This window comes from Streptomyces yunnanensis, assembly GCF_029011865.1.
GTDB lineage: Bacteria > Actinomycetota > Actinomycetes > Streptomycetales > Streptomycetaceae > Streptomyces > Streptomyces yunnanensis.
In genome coordinates, this window is the sequence record NZ_CP095749.1 from 3,169,593 (window position 1) to 3,188,898 (window position 19,306).

A 19,306-nucleotide genomic window follows, 5' to 3' on the forward strand; every position below is an offset into this window, starting at 1 on the left:
ACGGGCTAATCACCCTTGTGCCGCAACGGACTCGACCTTCACGGACTTCCATCGGCATGCACATCTTCGGGATAACGACCTTCGTCAAGGTCGCTCATGAACCACTCCAGACGCCTTGCCGCGTCCGCAAGATCGTGTTTAGCCGCGGCCGTGATGACGAGCAGCTTCCGGGTCAGCGCCATCCGTACGCCCTCCGGGACTTGCAGTGTCCGCACCCTTGCGTGTGCGTCCTTGAGTCGGTCGGCGACGAAACCGTAGAGCTTGAGTTGGTCGTCGCGTTCCATGCGCTAATTGTGCCATCTGCGGCGAGTTGTCGCTTCACGGGGCCTCAACGCCCGGCTCCACAAGCCGATGCGCCCCCTGCCAACTGCACAGGGGGCGCATCGTACGCAATAAGCCTTTGAGCCATAAAACCCGAGGTCAGACCTCGATGGTACGCGGTTTGAACGAGGGCCTGTTCGCCTCGTAGGCGGCGATGGCGGACTCCTCCCGAAGGGTGAGGCTGATGTCGTCCAGACCCTCCAGCAACCGCCAACGAGCGTTCTCGTCCAGCTCGAAGCCGGCGGTGACGCCCTCGGCACGGACCTCGCGGTTGACCAGGTCGACCGTCACCTCGGCGGTCGGGTCGGACTCCACCAGCTTCTGCAGCCGGTCCACGGTCTCCTGCGGCAGGACCACCGTCAGCAGGCCGTTCTTGAGGGAGTTGCCGCGGAAGATGTCCGCGAACCGCGAGGAGACGACGGCCTTGAAGCCGTAGTTCTGCAGCGCCCAGACGGCGTGCTCGCGCGAGGAGCCGGTGCCGAAGTCGGGCCCCGCGACCAGGACGGTCGCGCCCTTGTACGCCTCCTGGTTGAGGACGAACTCCGGGTCCTTGCGCCACGCCTCGAACAGCCCGTCCTCGAAGCCGTCGCGGGTGACCTTCTTCAGCCAGTGGGCAGGGATGATCTGGTCGGTGTCGACGTTGCTGCGGCGCAGCGGGACGGCCCGGCCGGTGTGGGTGGTGAAAGCTTCCATGGTTCAGACTCCCGCGGGCGTAGCGACGTCGGACTGGCCGGCCAGGTCGGCCGGTGAGGCCAGATGGCCGAGAACCGCCGTTGCGGCGGCGACCTGCGGGGAGACCAGGTGAGTGCGGCCGCCCTTGCCCTGCCGGCCCTCGAAGTTGCGGTTGGAGGTGGACGCGGAGCGCTCACCGGGCGCCAGCTGGTCGGGGTTCATGCCCAGGCACATCGAGCAGCCCGCGTGCCGCCATTCGGCGCCGGCCGCGGTGAAGACCTTGTCCAGCCCCTCCTCGACGGCCTGCAGCGCGACCCGCACCGAGCCGGGGACGATCAGCACCCGCACCCCGTCCGCGACCTTGCGGCCCTCCAGGATCGAGGCCGCCGAGCGCAGGTCCTCGATGCGGCCGTTGGTGCACGAACCTACGAAGACGGTGTCCACGGAGATCTCGCGCAGCGGTTGACCGGCCGTCAACCCCATGTATTCCAGGGCTCTTTCGGCGGCGTGCCGCTCCGAGGGGTCCTCGTACGAAGCCGGGTCGGGGACGTTCGCCGAAAGGGGCGCACCCTGGCCGGGGTTGGTGCCCCAGGTGACGAACGGCGCCAGCGAGGCGGCGTCGATGACGACCTCGGCGTCGAAGACCGCGTCGTCGTCGGTGCGCAGCGTCTTCCAGTACGCCACGGCGGCGTCCCAGTCCTCGCCCTCGGGGGCGTGGTCGCGGCCCTGGAGGTAGTCGAAGGTGGTCTGGTCGGGGGCGATCATGCCGGCCCGGGCGCCCGCCTCGATCGACATGTTGCAGATGGTCATCCGGGCTTCCATCGACAGCTTCTCGATGGCCGAGCCGCGGTACTCGATGACATAGCCCTGGCCGCCGCCGGTGCCGATCCTGGCGATGATCGCCAGGATCAGGTCCTTGGCGGTGACGCCGTCGGGCAGCTCGCCGTCCACGGTGATCGCCATGGTCCGAAACGGCGCCATCGGCAGCGTCTGGGTGGCCAGGACGTGCTCGACCTGGCTGGTGCCGATGCCGAACGCCAGCGCGCCGAACGCGCCGTGGGTGGAGGTGTGGCTGTCACCGCACACGACGGTGGTGCCGGGCTGGGTCAGCCCCAACTGCGGCCCCACGACGTGGACGACACCCTGCTCGACGTCGCCCAGCGGGTGCAGCCGGACGCCGAACTCCGCGCAGTTCTTGCGCAGGGTCTCCAGCTGGGTGCGCGAGACCGGGTCGGCGATCGGCTTGTCGATGTCGAGGGTCGGGGTGTTGTGGTCTTCGGTGGCGATGGTCAGGTCCGTCCGCCGCACCGGGCGGCCGGCCTTGCGGAGGCCGTCGAAAGCCTGCGGGCTGGTGACCTCGTGCAGCAGGTGCAGATCGATGAAGAGGAGGTCGGGCTCGCCTTCCGCGCGCCGGACGACGTGGTCGTCCCAGACCTTCTCCGCGAGTGTCCGTCCCATCGCTTTCCCTCCGGCCGGCCACTGTGCCGGCCTTGCTCGTCTGTGCGCGGTGACCCGCTCCATATCCCCTGCGGGCCTGACGCCGGACCCTGGTCGAGGGCCGCATCTACAGAGTGACGACTTCCATGGAAAATTGAACTTGCGTTTCACACTGTGAGACGCAAGTATCGTTGCATGGACAACTCTAGCGGCGTCGGCGTTCTCGACAAGGCAGCTCTGGTTTTGAGCGCTCTGGAGTCCGGTCCGGCCACCCTCGCCGGGCTGGTCGCGGCGACCGGGCTCGCACGACCCACGGCCCACCGGCTGGCCGTGGCACTGGAACACCACCGGATGGTGGCGAGGGACATGCAGGGCCGGTTCATCCTGGGCCCACGGCTCTCCGAGCTGTCCGCGGCGGCCGGCGAGGACCGCCTGCTGGCGACGGCCGGACCGGTGCTCACGCACCTGCGCGACGTGACGGGCGAGAGCGCCCAGCTCTATCGCCGCCAGGGCGACATGCGGATCTGCGTGGCGGCGGCGGAACGGCTGTCCGGACTGCGGGACACCGTCCCGGTGGGCTCCACACTGACCATGAAGGCCGGCTCCTCCGCCCAGATCCTGATGGCCTGGGAGGAGCCGGAGCGGCTGCACCGGGGCCTCCAGGGCGCCCGCTTCACCGCCACCGCGCTGTCCGGCGTACGGCGCCGCGGCTGGGCCCAGTCGATCGGCGAGCGGGAGCCGGGCGTGGCCTCGGTCTCGGCGCCCGTCCGTGGCCCCTCCAACCGCGTGGTGGCCGCCGTCTCCGTCTCCGGTCCGATCGAGCGCCTGACCCGCCACCCCGGCCGGATGCACGCCCAGGCCGTCATCGACGCCGCCGCCCGCCTCTCCGAGGGCCTGCGCCGCAACGGCGGCTGAGCCCCGCCGGCCGGCTCCGCTCCCCCGCGGCGGCCGGCCGGCGCACTCCCCGACGCGCCGCCCCGCTCGCCCAACTGCCCGTCCGCCGCGGGCCGCCACCCCCGCCGAGCGCCAACCGCCCTGCCGCACAAGGCCGTTGGGCGCCGACCAGAGTTGCCATACGGGAACAGCAGAAAGGCCCTCCGCATGACGCGGAGGGCCTTTCTTGGACGTACCCCCGACCGGATTCGAACCGGCGCTACCGCCTTGAGAGGGCGGCGTGCTAGGCCGCTACACAACGGGGGCCTTGCAGATGAGCTCTGCGAGCTGGCCTACCTGGACTCGAACCAAGACTAACTGAACCAGAATCAGTCGTGCTGCCAATTACACCATAGGCCATGGTGGTGTAGACCAGTACCCCCGACCGGATTCGAACCGGCGCTACCGCCTTGAGAGGGCGGCGTGCTAGGCCGCTACACAACGGGGGCCCTAGCGATCCTGCGTGAGTGACAGTGGGTGCGACCCGGACTGCCTCCCCGAGAAGGATCTGTACCCCCGACCGGATTCGAACCGGCGCTACCGCCTTGAGAGGGCGGCGTGCTAGGCCGCTACACAACGGGGGCCTTGCAGATGAGCTCTGCGAGCTGGCCTACCTGGACTCGAACCAAGACTAACTGAACCAGAATCAGTCGTGCTGCCAATTACACCATAGGCCATCAAAGTGCAACCCCCGGTGGGGGGCCTTGCCTTGATCTGCGCTTTCCGGTCCGGGCCTTTCGGCCCTCTCGGGCGGCGCAGGAAGAACATTACCTGATCGCGGAGGGTGCTCCAAAACCGATAACCCCGCGCACCAACTCGGGGAGCTCGGCCAGACCTCGGATCCGGCGCACCCCCGGCGGCGGCTGCTCCTCGGCACCCGCGCGATCCAGCCACACGGCCGCCAGGCCGGCGTCCCGGGCGCCCAGGCCGTCGACGTCGAGACGGTCACCCACGTAGAGCACCTCGGCCGGTGGCAGCCCGAGGGATGCGCAGGCTCCCCGGAACGCCTCCGGGGCGGGCTTGGCGTATCCCAGGCCGTCGGCGCACAGCACGGCCTCGAAGTGCTCGCGGATGCCCAGGGTGGTCAGCTTGCGCTCCTGGTTGGCGGTGGAGGAGTTCGAGAGCACCGCCTGGCGCACCAGGGGGGCCAGTGCCTCCAGGGCCGGCGCGGAGTCCGGGAAGAGCTCCCAGGACGCCTCGTAGTGGGCGAGGTAGCGGGCGAACCAGGCGTCCGCCTCCGTGTCGCTCAGCGGGGCGCCCAGGAACGTCCGGGCGCGGGCCCTGCGGTGCTCCAGGAAGCACAGCTCGCCTGCGAGGAAGCGGGCGAACTCGGTCTCCATCGCGCGCCGCCAGCGGGCCAGCGCCGCCGCCTCGCCGCCGTACGCGGCCAGCAGCCCCTCGGCCCGCAGGTGGCGCAGCACGCCGGCGCGGTCGGACCCGGTGTAGTCGAAGAGGGTGTCGTCGATGTCCCAGAGGACGGCACGGAGGGGCATGCCGGGAATCTAACGGGCGGTGGGCGGGGCGAGGCAAGGGGAACGCCGGGCCGGGTGGGCGGGGGAAAGCTGCGCCGGGTGGGCGGGGGAAAGCTGCCGGGTGGCCGGGAACGGGGGCGGGCCCGGAAGCGTGGTCGCTTCCGGGCCCGGGGTTCCTCGGGTGCGGTCAGGTCAGGCGGTCAGCTTGGCCAGGGCCGCGTCGATGCGGGCGAGGGTGCGCTCCTTGCCGAGGATCTCCAGGGACTCGAAGAGGGGGAGACCGACGGTGCGGCCGGTGACGGCCACCCGGACCGGGGCCTGGGCCTTGCCGAGCTTGAGGCCGTGCTGCTCGCCGGCGGCGAGGACGGCCTGCTTGAGGGGCTCGGGGCCGGCGGTCCAGTCGGCGGACTCCAGGTTGGCGCGGGCAGTGGTGAGCAGGGCCGCCGGGTCGCCCTTCATCGCCTTGGTCCAGGACGCCTCGTCGTCGACCGGCTCGGTGCGGAAGAGGAAGTCGACGTTGGCGGTGATCTCGGAGAGGACGGTCAGGCGGGTCTGGGCGTGCGGGGCGATCGCCTGCCACGCGGCCTGGTCGAAGTCCGCGGGCTCCCAGTTGGCGAAGGGGGCCTTCAGCCAGGGCTCGCAGGCCGCGGTGAAGTCCTTCACGTCGAGCCGGCGGATGTGCTCGGCGTTGATCGCCTCGGCCTTCTTGAGGTCGAAGCGGGCCGGGTTGGCGTTGACGTCCGCGATGTCGAACTTCTCGATCATCTCGGGGATGGTGAAGATGTCCTGGTCCGCGGAGAACGACCAGCCCAGCAGGGACAGGTAGTTCAGCAGGCCCTCGGGGAGGAAGCCGCGCTCCCGGTAGAGGTTGAGGTTGGCCTGGGGGTCGCGCTTGGAGAGCTTCTTGTTGCCCTCGCCCATGACGTAGGGCAGGTGGCCGAACTCGGGGACGGCCGAGGCGATGCCCAGCTCGATCAGGGCCCGGTAGAGGGCGATCTGGCGGGGGGTGGAGGAGAGCAGGTCCTCGCCGCGCAGGACGTGGGTGATGCCCATCAGGGCGTCGTCGACCGGGTTGACGAGGGTGTAGAGCGGGGCCCCGTTGGCGCGGACGATGCCGTAGTCCGGGACGTTCTCCGGGGTGAAGGTCAGTTCGCCGCGGACCAGGTCGGTGAAGGTGATGGGCGCGTCGGGCATCCGGAAGCGGACGATCGAGGCGCGGCCCTCGGCCTCGTAGGCGGCCTTCTGCTCGGCGGTCAGCTCGCGGCAGGTGCCGTCGTAGCCGGAGGGCTTGCCGGCCTTGCGGGCGGCCTCGCGGCGGGCGTCGAGCTCTTCGGTGGTGCAGTAGCAGTGGTAGGCGTGGCCGGCGGCGAGCAGCTTCTCGGCGACGTCCTTGTAGCGGTCCATCCGCTGCGACTGGCGGTAGGGGGCGTGCGGGCCGCCGACCTCGGGGCCCTCGTCCCAGTCGAAGCCGAGCCAGTGGAACGAGTCCAGCAGCTGGTTGTAGGACTCCTCGGAGTCGCGGGCCGCGTCGGTGTCCTCGATGCGGAAGACCAGCTGGCCGCCGGTGTGCCGGGCGTAGGCCCAGTTGAACAGGGCGGTACGGACCAGGCCGACGTGCGGGTTGCCGGTCGGGGAGGGACAGAAACGTACGCGGACGGGGGTTCCGGGGGTCGCGTTAGCCACGCTTGATCACCTTGTTGGTGAGAGTGCCGATGCCTTCGATGGTGACGGCGACCACGTCGCCGACGTTGAGCGGGCCGACCCCGGCCGGGGTGCCCGTGAGGACGACGTCGCCGGGGAGCAGCGTCATGGCCTCGGTGATGTGGACGATCAGGTCCTCGATCGGGCGGACCATCTCGCTGGTGCGGCCGAGCTGGCGCTGTTCGCCGTTGACCGTGCACTGGATGGTGAGGTCGCTCGGGTCGAGGTCCGTCTCGATCCAGGGGCCCAGGGGGCAGGAGCTGTCGAAGCCCTTGGCCCGGGCCCACTGCTTCTCGCGGCGCTGGACGTCGCGCGCGGTGACGTCGTTGGCGCAGGTGTAGCCGAGGATGACGTCCTTGACCCGCTCGCGGGGCACCTCGCGGCACATCCGGCCGATGACGACGGCCAGCTCCGCTTCGTGGTGCAGCTCCTGGGAGAAGGAGGGGTAGGTGATGGGGTCGCCGGACCCGATCACCGACGTCGACGGTTTGAAGAAGGTGACCGGCGTGTCCGGGACCTCGTTGCCCAGTTCGGCGGCGTGTTCGGCGTAGTTGCGGCCGATCGCCACGACCTTGTTGGGGAGGACCGGCGGCAACAGCCGCACCTTGTCGAGGGGGACCTTTTGGCCCGAGCGCTCGAATTCCGCGAACGGATGCCCCTTGATGACGTCGAGTTCGTCTCCTTCGAGGACGCCGAAGCCGACGTTGCCGTCGATGGAGAATCTGGCGATGCGCACGGGTTGCCGCTGCCCCTCATGATCATTGGCCGGAGTTGACACTCCAGGCTATCGCGGGGGCCTGTACGCATCGCCGTCCGTTCAGGCCGTGACGTCCTGCTTCGGGAGATCGTTCAGGACGGTACGGCGCGGATTGGCGGTCTGGCGGGGCAGGTCGACGGTGTGCTCCGGGGCCTCCAGGGTGCCGAGCTCCTCGGCGTCCGCCAGATGGGCCAGGGTGGTGCGCCGCGGGTTGGCTATGTTGCGGAACATCATCGTCGTCTTCACTGCGGTATGCCTCGCGTCTGGTCGGGAAGAGTTGCCGAACGTTGCATTTCTGCGCGTTGTCGTTTTACGCAACTGTGTAAAGCGTCAGGCTAAGCGCGCTATTCCCTGCGGTTCAGCGGGAAAGTCGGCGATCTTCCTGTGAGTTTCCTCACGAAGGGTGTGACATATGCCGCATTTCCCTTGATCAACATCCATGGTCGAAACGGACATTGCCGGATTGAACCGCATGTTCCGCTCCTGATCACCGCACCTGGGACAAGGGGTGAGGGTGGTCGACTCGCGGGTAAAAGTCCGAAATCGTGCGGGCCGCCTTCTACCGTTCGTAACGCATTCCGTACATTGCGTCACCCATGTCACGGTGACCGGCTCCGCTCTTGTTGGAGATCCGGCACTGTGCTGGAATTCCACGGACCGCCGCACTTTTCGCCGGCGCGCAGAGGCGCGAAGGAGCGCCGCGCGGTGGTGCCGCTCTCTCGGCCAGAGGGGGATGGCCCGCCGGTCATCACGACCGCCACGGGGGACTTCGCGGTCCCCCTTCGACTCGACACCGTCCCGCCGTTGGCGCGGTGGGACGCCTGGTCCAGAGGTTGCGACGCTAGTGCAGGGACGTTTCAAGAGGGATGGCAACGCTGCGGCGGACCCGGAGCTGCGCGGCGGGACAGACCGCGGCCAGACTCCGGGTGATGACGCCGCGGACGGCGGCAAGCCCAAGAACAGCCCCAGCGGGCCCGGCAGTCGAATAGCGCTGCGCAACTGGCGCATCAGCACCCGGCTCGTCTCGCTGCTCGCGCTCCCCGTCGTCGCCGCGACGACCCTGGGTGCCCTGCGCGTCAACACCGAGCTGGACAACATCGACCAGCTCGACAAGATGCAGCTGCTCACCGAGATGACCCGGCAGGCCACCGAGCTGGCCGACGCCCTCCAGGTCGAGCGCGACAAGTCGGCCGGCCCGCTGGCCGGCACCGGCAACGTCAAGGACGACGCCAGCGTGGTGGCCCCGCGCGAGGCCACCGACCGCGCCAAGGTCTCCTTCAACCAGGCCACCGGCGACATCAAGCCCGACGACGCCACCATGGCCGGCGTCCGGGCGACCGTCCTGGAGATCGGCCGCCAGCTCAACACCCTCAACGAGATCCGCGCCAACGCCTACAAGGACGACAACAACGTCGCGCGGACCGTCACCGACTACAACCAGCTGATCGCCTCCCTGCTGGACCTCTCGCAGGACATGGCGCAGGCCACCAGCAACCCGGAGATGATCCGCAGCACCCGTGCCCTGGCGGCGTTCTCCTCCGCCAAGGAGTACGCGTCGATCCAGCGTGCCCTGGTCAGCGCCGGTCTGGCGCACTCGGGCGGCCCGCAGCTGTCCGCCAACGACCGGCAGGCCGGCCGCAGCGCCGAGGACAACGAGAAGGCCGCCCGGGACCGCTTCTCCCAGATCTACAACGGCAACGCCGGTGCCCTCACCCGCGGTCTGGACGGCAACAACGACGAGATCAAGGCCGCGTACGCCTTCGCGCACCGGGCCTTCGCCAGCACGAACGGCATCCGCAGCCAGGAGTACAAGTACCTGGACTGGTACGACTCCGACACCGTCAAGATCGACGAGATGTCGCGGATCGAGACCTCGCTGCTCTCCGAGATGGAGCAGAAGTCCCGCGAGCTGCGCAACGCCGCGACCCAGGACGCGATCCTCAACGGCGCGGTGATCCTGCTGGTCCTCGGCGTCTCGCTGGTCGGCGCGTTCGTCGTGGCCCGCTCCATGGTCCGCTCGCTGCGCCGGCTCCAGGACACCGCGCAGAAGGTCGCCCAGGACCGGCTGCCGGAGCTGGTCAAGCAGCTGTCCGAGTCCGACCCGCAGGACGTGGACACCTCCGTGGAGTCGGTCGGTGTGCACAGCCGGGACGAGATCGGCCGGGTGGCCGCGGCCTTCGACGACGTGCACCGCGAGGCGGTCCGGCTGGCGTCCGAGCAGGCGCTGCTGCGGGGCAACGTCAACGCGATGTTCACCAACCTCTCGCGCCGCTCCCAGGGTCTGATCCAGCGTCAGCTCTCGCTGATCTCCGAACTGGAGTCCCGTGAGGCCGACCCGGACCAGCTCTCCTCGCTCTTCAAGCTCGACCACCTCGCCACCCGCATGCGCCGTAACGGCGAGAACCTCCTCGTCCTCGCGGGTGAGGAGCCGGGCCGCCGGTGGACCCGTCCGGTGCCGCTGGTCGACGTCCTGCGGGCCGCCGCCTCCGAGGTGGAGCAGTACGAGCGGATCGAGCTGAACGCGGTCCCGCAGACCGAGGTCGCCGGCCGGGTCGTCAACGACCTCGTGCACCTGCTCGCCGAGCTGCTGGAGAACGCGACCTCGTTCTCCTCGCCGCAGACCAAGGTCAAGGTGACCGGCCACGCGCTGCCCGACGGCCGCGTCCTGGTCGAGATCCACGACACCGGCATCGGCCTCTCCCCCGAGGACCTGTCGGCGATCAACGAGCGGCTGGCCAGCCCGCCGACCGTGGACGTCTCGGTGTCCCGGCGGATGGGTCTGTTCGTGGTCGGCCGGCTGTCCCTGCGGCACGGCATCCGCATCCAGCTCCGGCCGTCCGACTCCGGCGGCACCACCGCGCTGGTCATGCTGCCGGTCGACGTCGCCCAGGGCGGCAAGAAGCCGGCGCCCAGCACCGCCAAGAGCCCCGGGGAGGGCGGCGGCGCGCCCAGCAGCCGACTGGCCGGGCTGCAGCCGCGCGGCCAGGTCGGCTCCGGCCCCGGCGGGCGGGCCGCGCTGCCCGGCCGCGGTGGCCCGGGCGGCGCCCCGAACGCCTTCGGCTCGCCGGCTCCCGGCGGCCGTACCGCACCGTCCGCGCCGGGTCTGGGCGGTGACGCCGCCGGGGCGCGGCCCGCACTGCCGGTCCGTGGCGCGGAGGCGGGCCGCGGCGCCGAGGACGGCCGCACCCCGACCGTGGCGCCGCCCGCCGGCCTGCCCGGACGCGAGGAGCGGCCGCAGCTGCCGACCCGGAACGCGGCGGCCGAACTGCCGGGCGGCGGGGCCGGAGCGGCTCCCGCGGACGCCGGGCAGACGGGCGACGCGCCCCTGGGCGTGCGCCGGGAGCGCGGCGCCGACGACGACTGGCCGATGACGCCCCGCGAGGCGCAGGACCGGCCGCGGGGCCACGAGGAGCCGGAGACCACCGGCCCCTTCCGGCGGCCCGCGCCGGCCGCCGGCCCCGGTGACACCGCCGCGTTCGCCCGGCCCGACTTCGGCGCGCCGCGGCCCGGCGCGGGTCGGGACGGTGCCCCGGCCCCGGCCCCGGCCGCGGACCGCGAGCCGACCTGGGCGGCCGGCCGGCCCGGCGACACCGGGCAGTTCCCGCAGCCGGACGCCGACACCGGGCACTTCGAGACCACCGGACAGTTCCCCCGGCCCGACGCCGACACCGGACAGTTCGAGACCACCGGGCAGTTCCCCCGGCCCGACGCCGACACCGGACAGTTCGAGACCACCGGACAGTTCCCGCGGCCCGCGAACGGGCGCGCGGAGCCGGCCGGGCAGGTCCGGCAGCCGGACGTCGGACGGGCCCCGGCGGACGAGGACCCGCTCGGCGACCCGCTGAGCGGTCCGCTCCGCGGCGACCCGCTCGGCACCACGGACGCCCGCCCCGTCGACGACCGCACGCCGATCTTCGACACCATCGAGTCCAACTGGTTCAACACTCCGGCGGCGGCCGCCGCCGGTGTGCCGCCGCTGCCGCGCCGCGACGGTGGCCAGGACGGCGCCGCGCCGGGTGACACGCCCGCCGGCGGCGTGCCGGCCGCCGGTGCGCCGGCGGGCGGTGCCGCCCGCGAGGGCGCCCCGGCCGACGCCGGCGCACAGTGGCGGACCTCGCCGAACGACGAGACGTGGCGGCAGGCGGAGCAGATCCGCCAGCCGGCCTCGGGCGGGGTCACCACGTCCGGGCTGCCCCGCCGGGTGCCGCGCGCCAATCTCGTCGCCGGCACCGCGCAGCAGCAGGCCCCGCAGGGCGGTCCGCAGGTCTCCCGCGCGCCCAGCGACGTGCGCGGCCGGCTGACCAATCTCCGCCGGGGCATCCAGCAGGGCCGGCAGGCCGGGACGTCGTCCACCGGCAACCACGGCATTGTCGATCCCACTCACCAGCAGGAGCGTTAGTTGAGTCCGATGAGCCAGGCGGCGCAGAATCTGAACTGGTTGATCACCAACTTCGTGGACAACACCCCCGGGGTGTCCCACACGGTGGTGGTCTCCGCGGACGGACTGCTCCTCGCGATGTCCGAGGGGTTCCCTCGTGACCGCGCCGACCAGTTGGCGGCGGTGGCCTCCGGCCTGACGTCGCTGACCTCTGGTGCCTCCCGCATCTTCGAGGGCGGGACGGTCAACCAGACCGTGGTGGAGATGGAGCGCGGCTTCCTCTTCATCATGTCCGTCTCCGACGGATCGTCGCTGGCCGTACTGGCGCACCCGGAGTGCGACATCGGCCTCGTCGGCTACGAGATGGCCCTGCTGGTCGACCGTGCGGGCACCGTCCTGACGCCCGATCTCCGTGCGGAACTCCAGGGCAGTCTGCTGAACTGAGTGCCCGCGGCGTCCGCAGCGCCGCACCGCACCCGGTAACCCCTCATCCATCCACGCCGTACCCCCCACCGGCCCAACCCGACGACACGTCAGTTGTCCCGTCCGGAGGACCCATGACCCCGCCGCCCCATACTTCCGGCCCGTACGGCGCCTACAGCCCAGCGCCGTACGGGAGCGAAGGTGACCAACCGCTGGTGCGCCCGTACGCCATGACCGGAGGCCGGACCCGGCCGCGCTACCAGCTCGCCATAGAGGCGCTGGTCAGCACCACGGCCGACCCGTCCCAGCTGCCCGGCCTGCTCCCCGAGCACCAGCGGATCTGCCACCTGTGCCGCGAGGTGAAGTCGGTGGCCGAGGTCTCCGCGCTGCTGCACATCCCGCTCGGCGTGGCGCGCATCCTGGTGGCCGACCTGGCGGAGGCCGGGATGGTGGCGATCCACCAGCCGGGCGGCAGCGGCGAGGCGGGCGGCACGCCGGACGTGACCCTGCTGGAGAGGGTGCTCAGTGGCCTTCGCAAGCTCTGACGGCGGCACCGCCCCGAGCCCGGCCCGCTCCACCACCTCGGCGAAGATCGTGGTGGCGGGCGGCTTCGGCGTGGGCAAGACCACGTTCGTCGGCGCGGTCTCGGAGATCAACCCGCTGCGCACGGAGGCCGTGATGACCTCCGCGTCGGCGGGGATCGACGACCTCAGCCACGTCCAGGACAAGACGACCACGACCGTGGCGATGGACTTCGGCCGGATCACCCTGGACGAGGACCTGATCCTGTACCTGTTCGGTACGCCGGGCCAGGACCGCTTCTGGTTCATGTGGGACGACCTGGTCCGCGGCGCCATCGGCGCGGTGGTCCTCGTCGACACCCGGCGACTGGCCGACTGCTTCCCGGCCGTCGACTACTTCGAGAACAGCGGCCTGCCCTTCGTCATCGCCCTCAACGGCTTCGAGGGACAGCAGCCCCACACCCCGGACGAGGTCCGGGAGGCGCTCCAGATCGGGCCGGGGACCCCGATCGTCACCACCGACGCGCGGCACCGCGCGGAGGCCAAGAGCGCGCTCATCACGCTCGTGGAGCACGCGCTGATGGCCCGCCTGCAGTAGTGACGGCCGGACGGCCCGCCCGCTATCCGGCGTGGGCCGTACGGCAGTTGTCACCGGGGGGTCATCACCCCTGCCCTGGAGCGGTTCCCGCTGCCCGGGCGGTGATCTGTGTCCTTCGACACGCCCGTCCAGGGCTTCATAACGTTTCGACAGTGAATCGGCCGGCTTTCGATACCGCACGCGCATGACCGGCTTCGCTGCGCTCACATTTCTCCCGCCTTTTGCCGCGCCTCGCCCTTAACGCCCCTTTTATCTGGCGCTTTTCCAGAGCCGCTTCGGCTCTGTCCGGTGTTTGGAACGCACAGCCCTGACGTGCTGAAATTCGCTGAACTCCGGAGTAGTAACGCCCAGAAGAAACGGCACTGCAATCCCGTGCCGTCGCCGAGAGGTTGTTGGTCGAGTGAGGCGAAGCACGACGAGCCCCGAGCCGCAGGAACCGCGGCGGGGCAACTTCACGCCGCCACCACGCGAGAGTGGCGCGCCGGCTTCCGACGCTTCCGAGAGTCCGGTCGCGAAGCCTCCGGTCAGCGGCGGCAAGTACTCCCCGCGCAACTGGCGGGTGGCCACCCGCCTGAACGCCATTCTGCTGATCCCGGTCCTGGTCGCCCTGGTCTTCGGTGGGCTGCGGGTCGACAACTCCTTCGGCACCTGGCAGGACGCCCAGAACGCCGAGAACACCGCGAAGCTCGTGCGCGCCGCGCTTTCCTACAGCAACGCGCTCATCGACGAGCGGGACCGCACCGCCGCCCCGCTCCTCAAGGGCCGGCAGGACGACCCGGTCGTCCAGGAGGCGCGGGACGCGACGGACACGGCCGCGCAGGCGTTCCACGAGGCCGCCAAGAGCATGCCGGACGAGCCGGGCCTCAAGCGCCGGATGGCGCTGTTCCAGAAGACCGAGCCCAAGCTGGCGCAGCTGCGGCAGGTCGCCTTCACCTCCAAGCTCACGGGCGTGCAGACCGAAGAGGGCTACGTCGAGATCCAGCACCCGCTGATGGAGTTCGCCAACGAACTCGGTCTCGGCACCGGCAACATCACCTCCTACGGGCGCACCGTGTACGCGGTCGCACTGGCGAAGGCCGCCGAGTCGCTGACCCGCTCCATCGGCACCCACCTCCTGGTCGACCCGGCGTCCCCGCAGGGCGGCAAGGAGCACAAGCTCCAGCTGACCGCGTTCGCGTCGTACCGCTACCTGGAGGGCATCGCCATCGGCGAGTACACCTCCGGCGGTACGCCCGACGACGTGGCGCGGCTGAAGGCGGACGCCGGCAAGCTCCAGCAGGCGGCGCAGCAGCAGATCGCCCGCGCGAAGTCGCAGGCGCAGGCGGCCGGCCAGACGTTCCACGCCCCGCCGTCGCCGGACCAGATGAGCGCCCTGATAGCCTCCGGCGCCTCGCCGGACGTGCTGGCCCTCAAGGGCGTCACCCCGGACGCGTTCTTCCAGGCCGCCACCGGCAAGTTCGACATGTACCGGGGCATCGAGAAGGACCTGGCCGACAAGGCGGTGAACGAGGCCGCGCAGATCTCCTCGGACGCCAAGTGGTCCACCTTCCAGGACGCCGCCATCGTGCTGGCCGCGCTGATCATCGCGTTCGTGGTGGCCGGGCTGATGGCCCGCCGGATGAGCCGCAACATGCGGGAGCTGCGCAACGCGGCCTTCGGCGTCGCCGAGCAGCGGCTGCCGATGCTGGTCGACCAGCTCTCCCGCACCGACCCGGGCCGGGTCGACACCCGCGTGGCGCCGATCCCGATCGCCACCACCGACGAGATCGGCGAGGTCGCCCGCGCCTTCGACCAGGTGCACCGCGAGGCGGTCCGGCTGGCCGCCGAGCAGGCGCTGCTGCGGGGCAACGTCAACGCGATCTTCACCAACCTCTCCAGCCGCAACCAGGGCCTGATCGAGCGCCAGTTGGAGCTGATCACCCACCTGGAGAACAACGAGGCCGACCCGGACCAGCTGGAGAACCTCTTCCGGCTCGACCACCTCGCGACGCGCATGCGCCGCAACGGAGAGAACCTCCTGATCCTCGCGGGCGAGGAGCCGGGCCGCCGGTGGAACCAGCCGGTGCCGCTGATCGACGTGCTGCGGGCGGCGACGTCCGAGGTCGAGTCGTACGAGCGGGTCGAGCTCAGCGGGGTCCCGGAGAGCGAGATCCACGGCACCGCCGTGACCGACCTCATCCACCTGCTGTCCGAGCTGCTGGAGAACGCCACCACGTTCTCCTCCCCGCAGACCAAGGTGAAGGTGGCCGCTACCCGGCTGCCCGACGGCCGGATCATGATCGAGATCCACGACAAGGGCATCGGGCTGACCTCCGAGGACTTCGCGGACATCAACCACAAGCTGGCCAACCCGCCGAGCGTGGACGCCGCGATCTCGCAGCGGATGGGCCTGTTCGTGGTCGGCCGGCTGGCCGACCGGCACGGGATCCGGGTCCAGCTGCGCCCCTCGGGCGAGCAGGCCGGCACCACGTCGCTGGTCATGCTGCCGGACGCGATCACCCACGGCGGTGGCGGCGACGAGCAGTTCGACGACACCTTCACCGTCTCCCGGATCGTCCCCGAGCACCAGCAGGCGACGTACGACGACGGTCACCGCACCGCCGCCGAACTGGGCTTCGACGACGGCTTCCACGGGCACCCCGGTGCCCCGGCCGGACTGGACCCGGTGGGCCGCTCCCTGCTGCGCGAGGAGCGCCGGGCGGCCCTGGAGGCCCAGACGGCCGCCGGGCACCCCGCGCCCGAACCGGTCGACAACCGGCCGCTGTTCCGCGACGAGCTGCCCGTCGACGGCCACCACGAGTACCCCGCGTCCTATGCGGAGCCCGGCCTGCCGCTGTACGACGACCGCTCCTTCGGCGGCGAGGCGTTCGGCGACCCGACGCTCTCGGAGACCACCGGCCAGTACCCCTACGCCCCGCAGGACGGCGGCCGGTTCGACGGCTGGGCCGAACCCCCTGCGCACGAGGGCCACTTCGGAACCGAAGCGGAATCTGACCGGAATCCACCTGCCGCTCCCGCTGATGCGTCTGAGCGCGTAACATTCGAGCGTCCCGGCCCTACCGAGAGCGTGATCCACTCGCTGACCGACGCTGGCCTTCCGCGCCGCGGAGCCAGCTCGCCGCACGGTCAGCAGGAGCCCGCACCGGAGACCGGCCAGGGCGAAGGCTCCGTCTGGCGCAGCGAGAACGACGATCGCTGGCAGCGGGCGGGGCGACTGCGCCAGCCGACGGCGGGCGGGGTCACCGCTTCCGGCCTCCCCCGACGGGTGCCCAAGGCCAATTTGGTCGAGGGCACCGCGGAGCAGAGCGCGCAGGGCGGCCCCCAGGTCTCCCGCGCTCCGGAGGATGTCCGCGGCAGGCTGAGCAATCTGCGCCGCGGTGTCCAGCAGGGGCGTAGCGCCGGCACCGGCACGGATCCCTCCTCGGGGGTCCCCCAGAATGACCAACAGGGCTTCGGCCCCGGCAGCACCTACGATCAGGAGCGTTAGTGTGAGCCCGATGAGCCAGGCGGCGCAGAATCTGAACTGGTTGATCACCAACTTCGTGGACAACACCCCCGGGGTGTCCCACACGGTCGTGGTCTCCGCGGACGGTCTCCTCCTCGCGATGTCCGAGGGATTCCCTCGTGACAGAGCCGATCAGCTGGCGGCGGTGGCCTCCGGCCTGACGTCGCTGACCTCCGGCGCGTCCCGCATCTTCGAGGGCGGGAGCGTCAACCAGACCGTGGTGGAGATGGAGCGCGGCTTCCTCTTCATCATGTCCGTCTCCGACGGATCGTCGCTGGCCGTACTGGCGCACCCGGAGTGCGACATCGGCCTCGTCGGCTACGAGATGGCCCTGCTGGTCGACCGTGCGGGCACCGTCCTGACGCCCGATCTGCGCGCAGAACTGCAGGGCAGCCTTCTCAACTAGCAGACAGGCAGTGCGTTTCCCGCCACCGCACCATAGGGTTCGGTGGCGCGACCGGCGTCAGACAGGCAAGTTGGAGGAGGAGACGTGGCAACGCCCCCGAACGGCTACCCGTATGGATCCGGACAGCAGTCCGGTCCCCAGGGCGAGACCCATCACAACCGCTTCAACTTCCCGTCTGCGCCCAGCCGCAGGCCGCAGCGGCCCCAGCCGCCGCAGCCGCCGCAGCGTCCCGCTCAGCAGCAGGGCCCGTACGGTTCCCGGCCCTACGGGCCCCCGCCGTCCGAGCCCTCGCCGTACGACCAGCCGCAGGCGCCGCGCATCCAGCCGGTGCAGCCGCCGCGGCCCAGGCCCGAGCCCACCGCCCCCACCGGGGGCGCGAACAACCCGCTCGTGCGGCCGTACGCGATGACCGGAGGCCGGACCCGGCCGCGCTACCAGCTCGCCATCGAGGCGCTGGTCAGCACGACCGCCGACCCCGCGAAGCTGCAGGGCCAGCTGCCGGAGCACCAACGCATCTGCCACCTCTGCCGTGAGATCAAATCAGTGGCCGAGATCTCGGCCCTCCTCTCCATCCCCCTCGGCGTCGCCCGGATCCTCGTCGCCGACCTGGCGGAGGCCGGACTCGTCGCCATCCATCAGCCCGGCGGGGACGAGACCGCCGGCGGACAGCCAGATGTGACACTGCTCGAAAGGGTGCTCAGTGGACTTCGCAAGCTCTAGCGGTGCAGCCCGCTCCACCACCTCGGCGAAGATCGTGGTGGCGGGCGGCTTCGGCGTGGGCAAGACCACGTTCGTCGGGGCCGTCTCAGAGATCAACCCGCTGCGCACCGAAGCCGTGATGACCTCCGCATCGGCGGGCATCGACGACCTCACGCACGCACCGGACAAGACGACCACGACCGTGGCCATGGACTTCGGCCGGATCACCCTGGACCAGGACCTGATCCTCTACCTGTTCGGCACGCCCGGCCAGGACCGCTTCTGGTTCATGTGGGACGACCTGGTCCGCGGCGCCATCGGCGCGGTGGTCCTCGTCGACACCCGACGGCTCGCCGACTGCTTCCCGGCCGTCGACTACTTCGAGAACAGCGGCCTGCCCTTCGTCATCGCCCTCAACGGCTTCGACGGGCACCAGCCCTACACCCCGGACGAGGTCCGGGAGGCGCTCCAGATCGGCCCGGACGCGCCGATCATCACCACCGACGCGCGGCACCGCAGCGAGGCCAAGAGCGCGCTGATCACGCTCGTGGAGCACGCGCTGATGGCCCGGCTGCGCTGACGTCCTCCCGGCGCGGGTCCGTACCGGTCCCGGCCGGACACGCGGCCTCGGCGCCGCATCGCGAAAGGCCCCCGCACACCTGCCAGGTGCGGGGGCCTTCGCATGCGTGTCGTGGCCGGCGGTCAGCGGTCAGCGGTCAGCGGTCAGCGGTCAGCGGTCAGCGGTCAGCGGTCAGCGGTCAGCGCAGGGTTCCCGCCGATCGCGGTCAGGAGCAGCGCGAGGGAGACCGCGACCAGCTCCAGCGCGGCATGCAGCGCCGCCGTCACGGGCAGTCCCCCTCCGGGGGATGTGTCATCCCGTAGGGGCTGCGGAGCGGCGTCCCGTACGGGTCCGTTCCCGCCCGGCGTACCGGTGGGCGGGCCGGCGGGCACGACCGCCCGCGCGCCGGGCTGCGCACCAGTCCGCGCATCGATCCGCACGTCGGTCCGCGCGTCGGTCCGCACGTCGGTCCGCACGTCGTCCGCATGTCGGGCTGCGCATGGCCGGTGCATCGGGCCGTGCGTCAGATGCCGTTGCCGGGGCGGGTGTTGGGGCCTTGCGCCGCCCGTTCGTCGTTCCCGGCCGCGTACGCCCCGGGCAGGCTGCGGAACGCCGGGGTGTCGCACGGGGCGTCGTAGAGCGCCGAGGCGGCGGCTCCCACCCGAGGTGTGGGGCCGCCGCCTCGGCGCGAACGTTCGTACCGGGTCAGCGCTGCCAGCTGGTAGCGCCGTGGAAGCCCATCTGGCGCTCCAGTCGGCGCCAGCGGGCGGCGGTGGGGCGCGGGCCGGTGGTGGCCGCCGAGGGGCGGTGGGCGGCGCGGGCCAGGAGGACGGCGGTCAGGGCGGCGAGTTCCTCCTCGCTGGCCTGACCCTTCTCGACGCGGATGGGAGCGGCGGCGGCACTGCGCTGGGCAGCATTCACAGC

At 71.1% G+C, this 19,306-nt stretch carries 19 protein-coding genes and 5 tRNA genes; 9 read left to right on the forward strand and 15 right to left on the reverse strand.

Annotated features, from left to right (window positions below):
• Positions 1–38: 38 nt before the first annotated feature.
• The 3 genes from MOV08_RS13675 to leuC all read right to left on the reverse strand — a co-directional run bounded on the left by MOV08_RS13675 (position 39) and on the right by leuC (position 2,451).
• Positions 39–284 (reverse strand): SCO5555 family protein, encoded by a 246-nt coding sequence (locus MOV08_RS13675; RefSeq protein ID WP_039632468.1) that lies wholly within the window; start codon positions 282–284, stop codon positions 39–41.
• Between the two features lie 136 nt (positions 285–420).
• Entirely contained in the window at positions 421–1,014 is a 594-nt protein-coding gene (leuD, locus tag MOV08_RS13680) for a 3-isopropylmalate dehydratase small subunit (RefSeq protein WP_039632470.1), read from the reverse strand.
• A 3-nt stretch (positions 1,015–1,017) separates the two neighbouring features.
• On the reverse strand, positions 1,018–2,451 hold the full coding sequence (leuC, locus tag MOV08_RS13685; RefSeq protein WP_039632472.1) for a 3-isopropylmalate dehydratase large subunit: 1,434 nt from the start codon (positions 2,449–2,451) through the stop codon (positions 1,018–1,020).
• A gap of 174 nt (positions 2,452–2,625) precedes the next feature.
• Between leuC and ndgR the strand changes: the two genes are divergently transcribed.
• The gene (ndgR, locus tag MOV08_RS13690) at positions 2,626–3,345 is read left to right on the forward strand and encodes an IclR family transcriptional regulator NdgR (RefSeq protein WP_039632474.1); all 720 of its coding nucleotides are present in this window, start codon (positions 2,626–2,628) and stop codon (positions 3,343–3,345) included.
• A gap of 212 nt (positions 3,346–3,557) precedes the next feature.
• On the opposite strand, the gene MOV08_RS13695 is transcribed toward ndgR, so the two are convergent.
• From MOV08_RS13695 to MOV08_RS13735, 9 genes are all read right to left on the reverse strand, one after another.
• A tRNA-Glu gene (locus MOV08_RS13695) sits at positions 3,558–3,630 on the reverse strand.
• Positions 3,631–3,651: 21 nt separating this feature from the next.
• Positions 3,652–3,723: transfer RNA gene (locus tag MOV08_RS13700), tRNA-Gln, on the reverse strand.
• Positions 3,724–3,739: 16 nt separating this feature from the next.
• A tRNA-Glu gene (locus MOV08_RS13705) sits at positions 3,740–3,812 on the reverse strand.
• A gap of 62 nt (positions 3,813–3,874) precedes the next feature.
• Positions 3,875–3,947: transfer RNA gene (locus tag MOV08_RS13710), tRNA-Glu, on the reverse strand.
• A 21-nt stretch (positions 3,948–3,968) separates the two neighbouring features.
• Positions 3,969–4,040, reverse strand: a tRNA-Gln gene (locus MOV08_RS13715).
• 90 nt (positions 4,041–4,130) lie between these two features.
• Positions 4,131–4,856: an HAD family hydrolase gene (locus MOV08_RS13720; protein ID WP_275307627.1), complete on the reverse strand. Its 726-nt coding sequence runs from the start codon at positions 4,854–4,856 to the stop codon at positions 4,131–4,133.
• A gap of 171 nt (positions 4,857–5,027) precedes the next feature.
• A complete protein-coding gene (gltX, locus tag MOV08_RS13725; RefSeq protein WP_039632478.1) occupies positions 5,028–6,518 on the reverse strand; it encodes a glutamate--tRNA ligase in 1,491 nt (496 codons plus the stop codon).
• Entirely contained in the window at positions 6,511–7,272 is a 762-nt protein-coding gene (locus MOV08_RS13730; RefSeq protein ID WP_039632480.1) for a fumarylacetoacetate hydrolase family protein, read from the reverse strand. The genes gltX and MOV08_RS13730 overlap by 8 nt, the downstream gene beginning before the upstream one ends.
• An 81-nt stretch (positions 7,273–7,353) precedes the next feature.
• Positions 7,354–7,539 (reverse strand): hypothetical protein, encoded by a 186-nt coding sequence (locus MOV08_RS13735; protein ID WP_039632482.1) that lies wholly within the window; start codon positions 7,537–7,539, stop codon positions 7,354–7,356.
• Positions 7,540–8,137: 598 nt separating this feature from the next.
• Between MOV08_RS13735 and MOV08_RS13740 the strand changes: the two genes are divergently transcribed.
• The 8 genes from MOV08_RS13740 to MOV08_RS13775 all read left to right on the forward strand — a co-directional run bounded on the left by MOV08_RS13740 (position 8,138) and on the right by MOV08_RS13775 (position 18,403).
• Positions 8,138–11,692 carry a sensor histidine kinase gene (locus MOV08_RS13740; protein WP_275307628.1) on the forward strand — a complete coding sequence of 1,185 codons (3,555 nt, stop codon included), beginning with the start codon at positions 8,138–8,140 and terminating at the stop codon, positions 11,690–11,692.
• Positions 11,693–11,701: 9 nt separating this feature from the next.
• Positions 11,702–12,115 (forward strand): roadblock/LC7 domain-containing protein, encoded by a 414-nt coding sequence (locus MOV08_RS13745; RefSeq protein ID WP_039632486.1) that lies wholly within the window; start codon positions 11,702–11,704, stop codon positions 12,113–12,115.
• A gap of 113 nt (positions 12,116–12,228) precedes the next feature.
• Positions 12,229–12,639 carry a DUF742 domain-containing protein gene (locus MOV08_RS13750; RefSeq protein ID WP_039632488.1) on the forward strand — a complete coding sequence of 137 codons (411 nt, stop codon included), beginning with the start codon at positions 12,229–12,231 and terminating at the stop codon, positions 12,637–12,639.
• Entirely contained in the window at positions 12,620–13,213 is a 594-nt protein-coding gene (locus tag MOV08_RS13755; protein ID WP_039632491.1) for a GTP-binding protein, read from the forward strand. Before MOV08_RS13750 ends, MOV08_RS13755 begins: the two co-directional genes overlap by 20 nt.
• A gap of 400 nt (positions 13,214–13,613) precedes the next feature.
• On the forward strand, positions 13,614–16,700 hold the full coding sequence (locus MOV08_RS13760; protein ID WP_275307629.1) for a sensor histidine kinase: 3,087 nt from the start codon (positions 13,614–13,616) through the stop codon (positions 16,698–16,700).
• A 10-nt stretch (positions 16,701–16,710) separates the two neighbouring features.
• A complete protein-coding gene (locus MOV08_RS13765) occupies positions 16,711–17,124 on the forward strand; it encodes a roadblock/LC7 domain-containing protein (protein ID WP_018087204.1) in 414 nt (137 codons plus the stop codon).
• 84 nt (positions 17,125–17,208) lie between these two features.
• Complete coding sequence (locus MOV08_RS13770; protein ID WP_039632495.1) at positions 17,209–17,844, forward strand: DUF742 domain-containing protein; 636 nt, start codon at positions 17,209–17,211, stop codon at positions 17,842–17,844.
• Positions 17,825–18,403, forward strand: coding sequence for a GTP-binding protein (locus MOV08_RS13775; protein WP_073447656.1), 579 nt, complete (start codon positions 17,825–17,827; stop codon positions 18,401–18,403). Before MOV08_RS13770 ends, MOV08_RS13775 begins: the two co-directional genes overlap by 20 nt.
• Positions 18,404–18,567: 164 nt before the next feature.
• Here the strand turns inward: MOV08_RS13775 and MOV08_RS13780 are convergent, their stop codons facing one another.
• The 3 genes from MOV08_RS13780 to MOV08_RS13790 are packed head-to-tail and all read right to left on the reverse strand — an operon-like array spanning position 18,568 to position 19,303.
• A complete protein-coding gene (locus MOV08_RS13780; RefSeq protein ID WP_275307630.1) occupies positions 18,568–18,858 on the reverse strand; it encodes a hypothetical protein in 291 nt (96 codons plus the stop codon).
• A gap of 47 nt (positions 18,859–18,905) precedes the next feature.
• Positions 18,906–19,043 carry a hypothetical protein gene (locus tag MOV08_RS13785; protein WP_275307631.1) on the reverse strand — a complete coding sequence of 46 codons (138 nt, stop codon included), beginning with the start codon at positions 19,041–19,043 and terminating at the stop codon, positions 18,906–18,908.
• A 44-nt stretch (positions 19,044–19,087) separates the two neighbouring features.
• On the reverse strand, positions 19,088–19,303 hold the full coding sequence (locus MOV08_RS13790; protein ID WP_052286730.1) for an acyl-CoA carboxylase epsilon subunit: 216 nt from the start codon (positions 19,301–19,303) through the stop codon (positions 19,088–19,090).
• Positions 19,304–19,306: the final 3 nt, after the last annotated feature.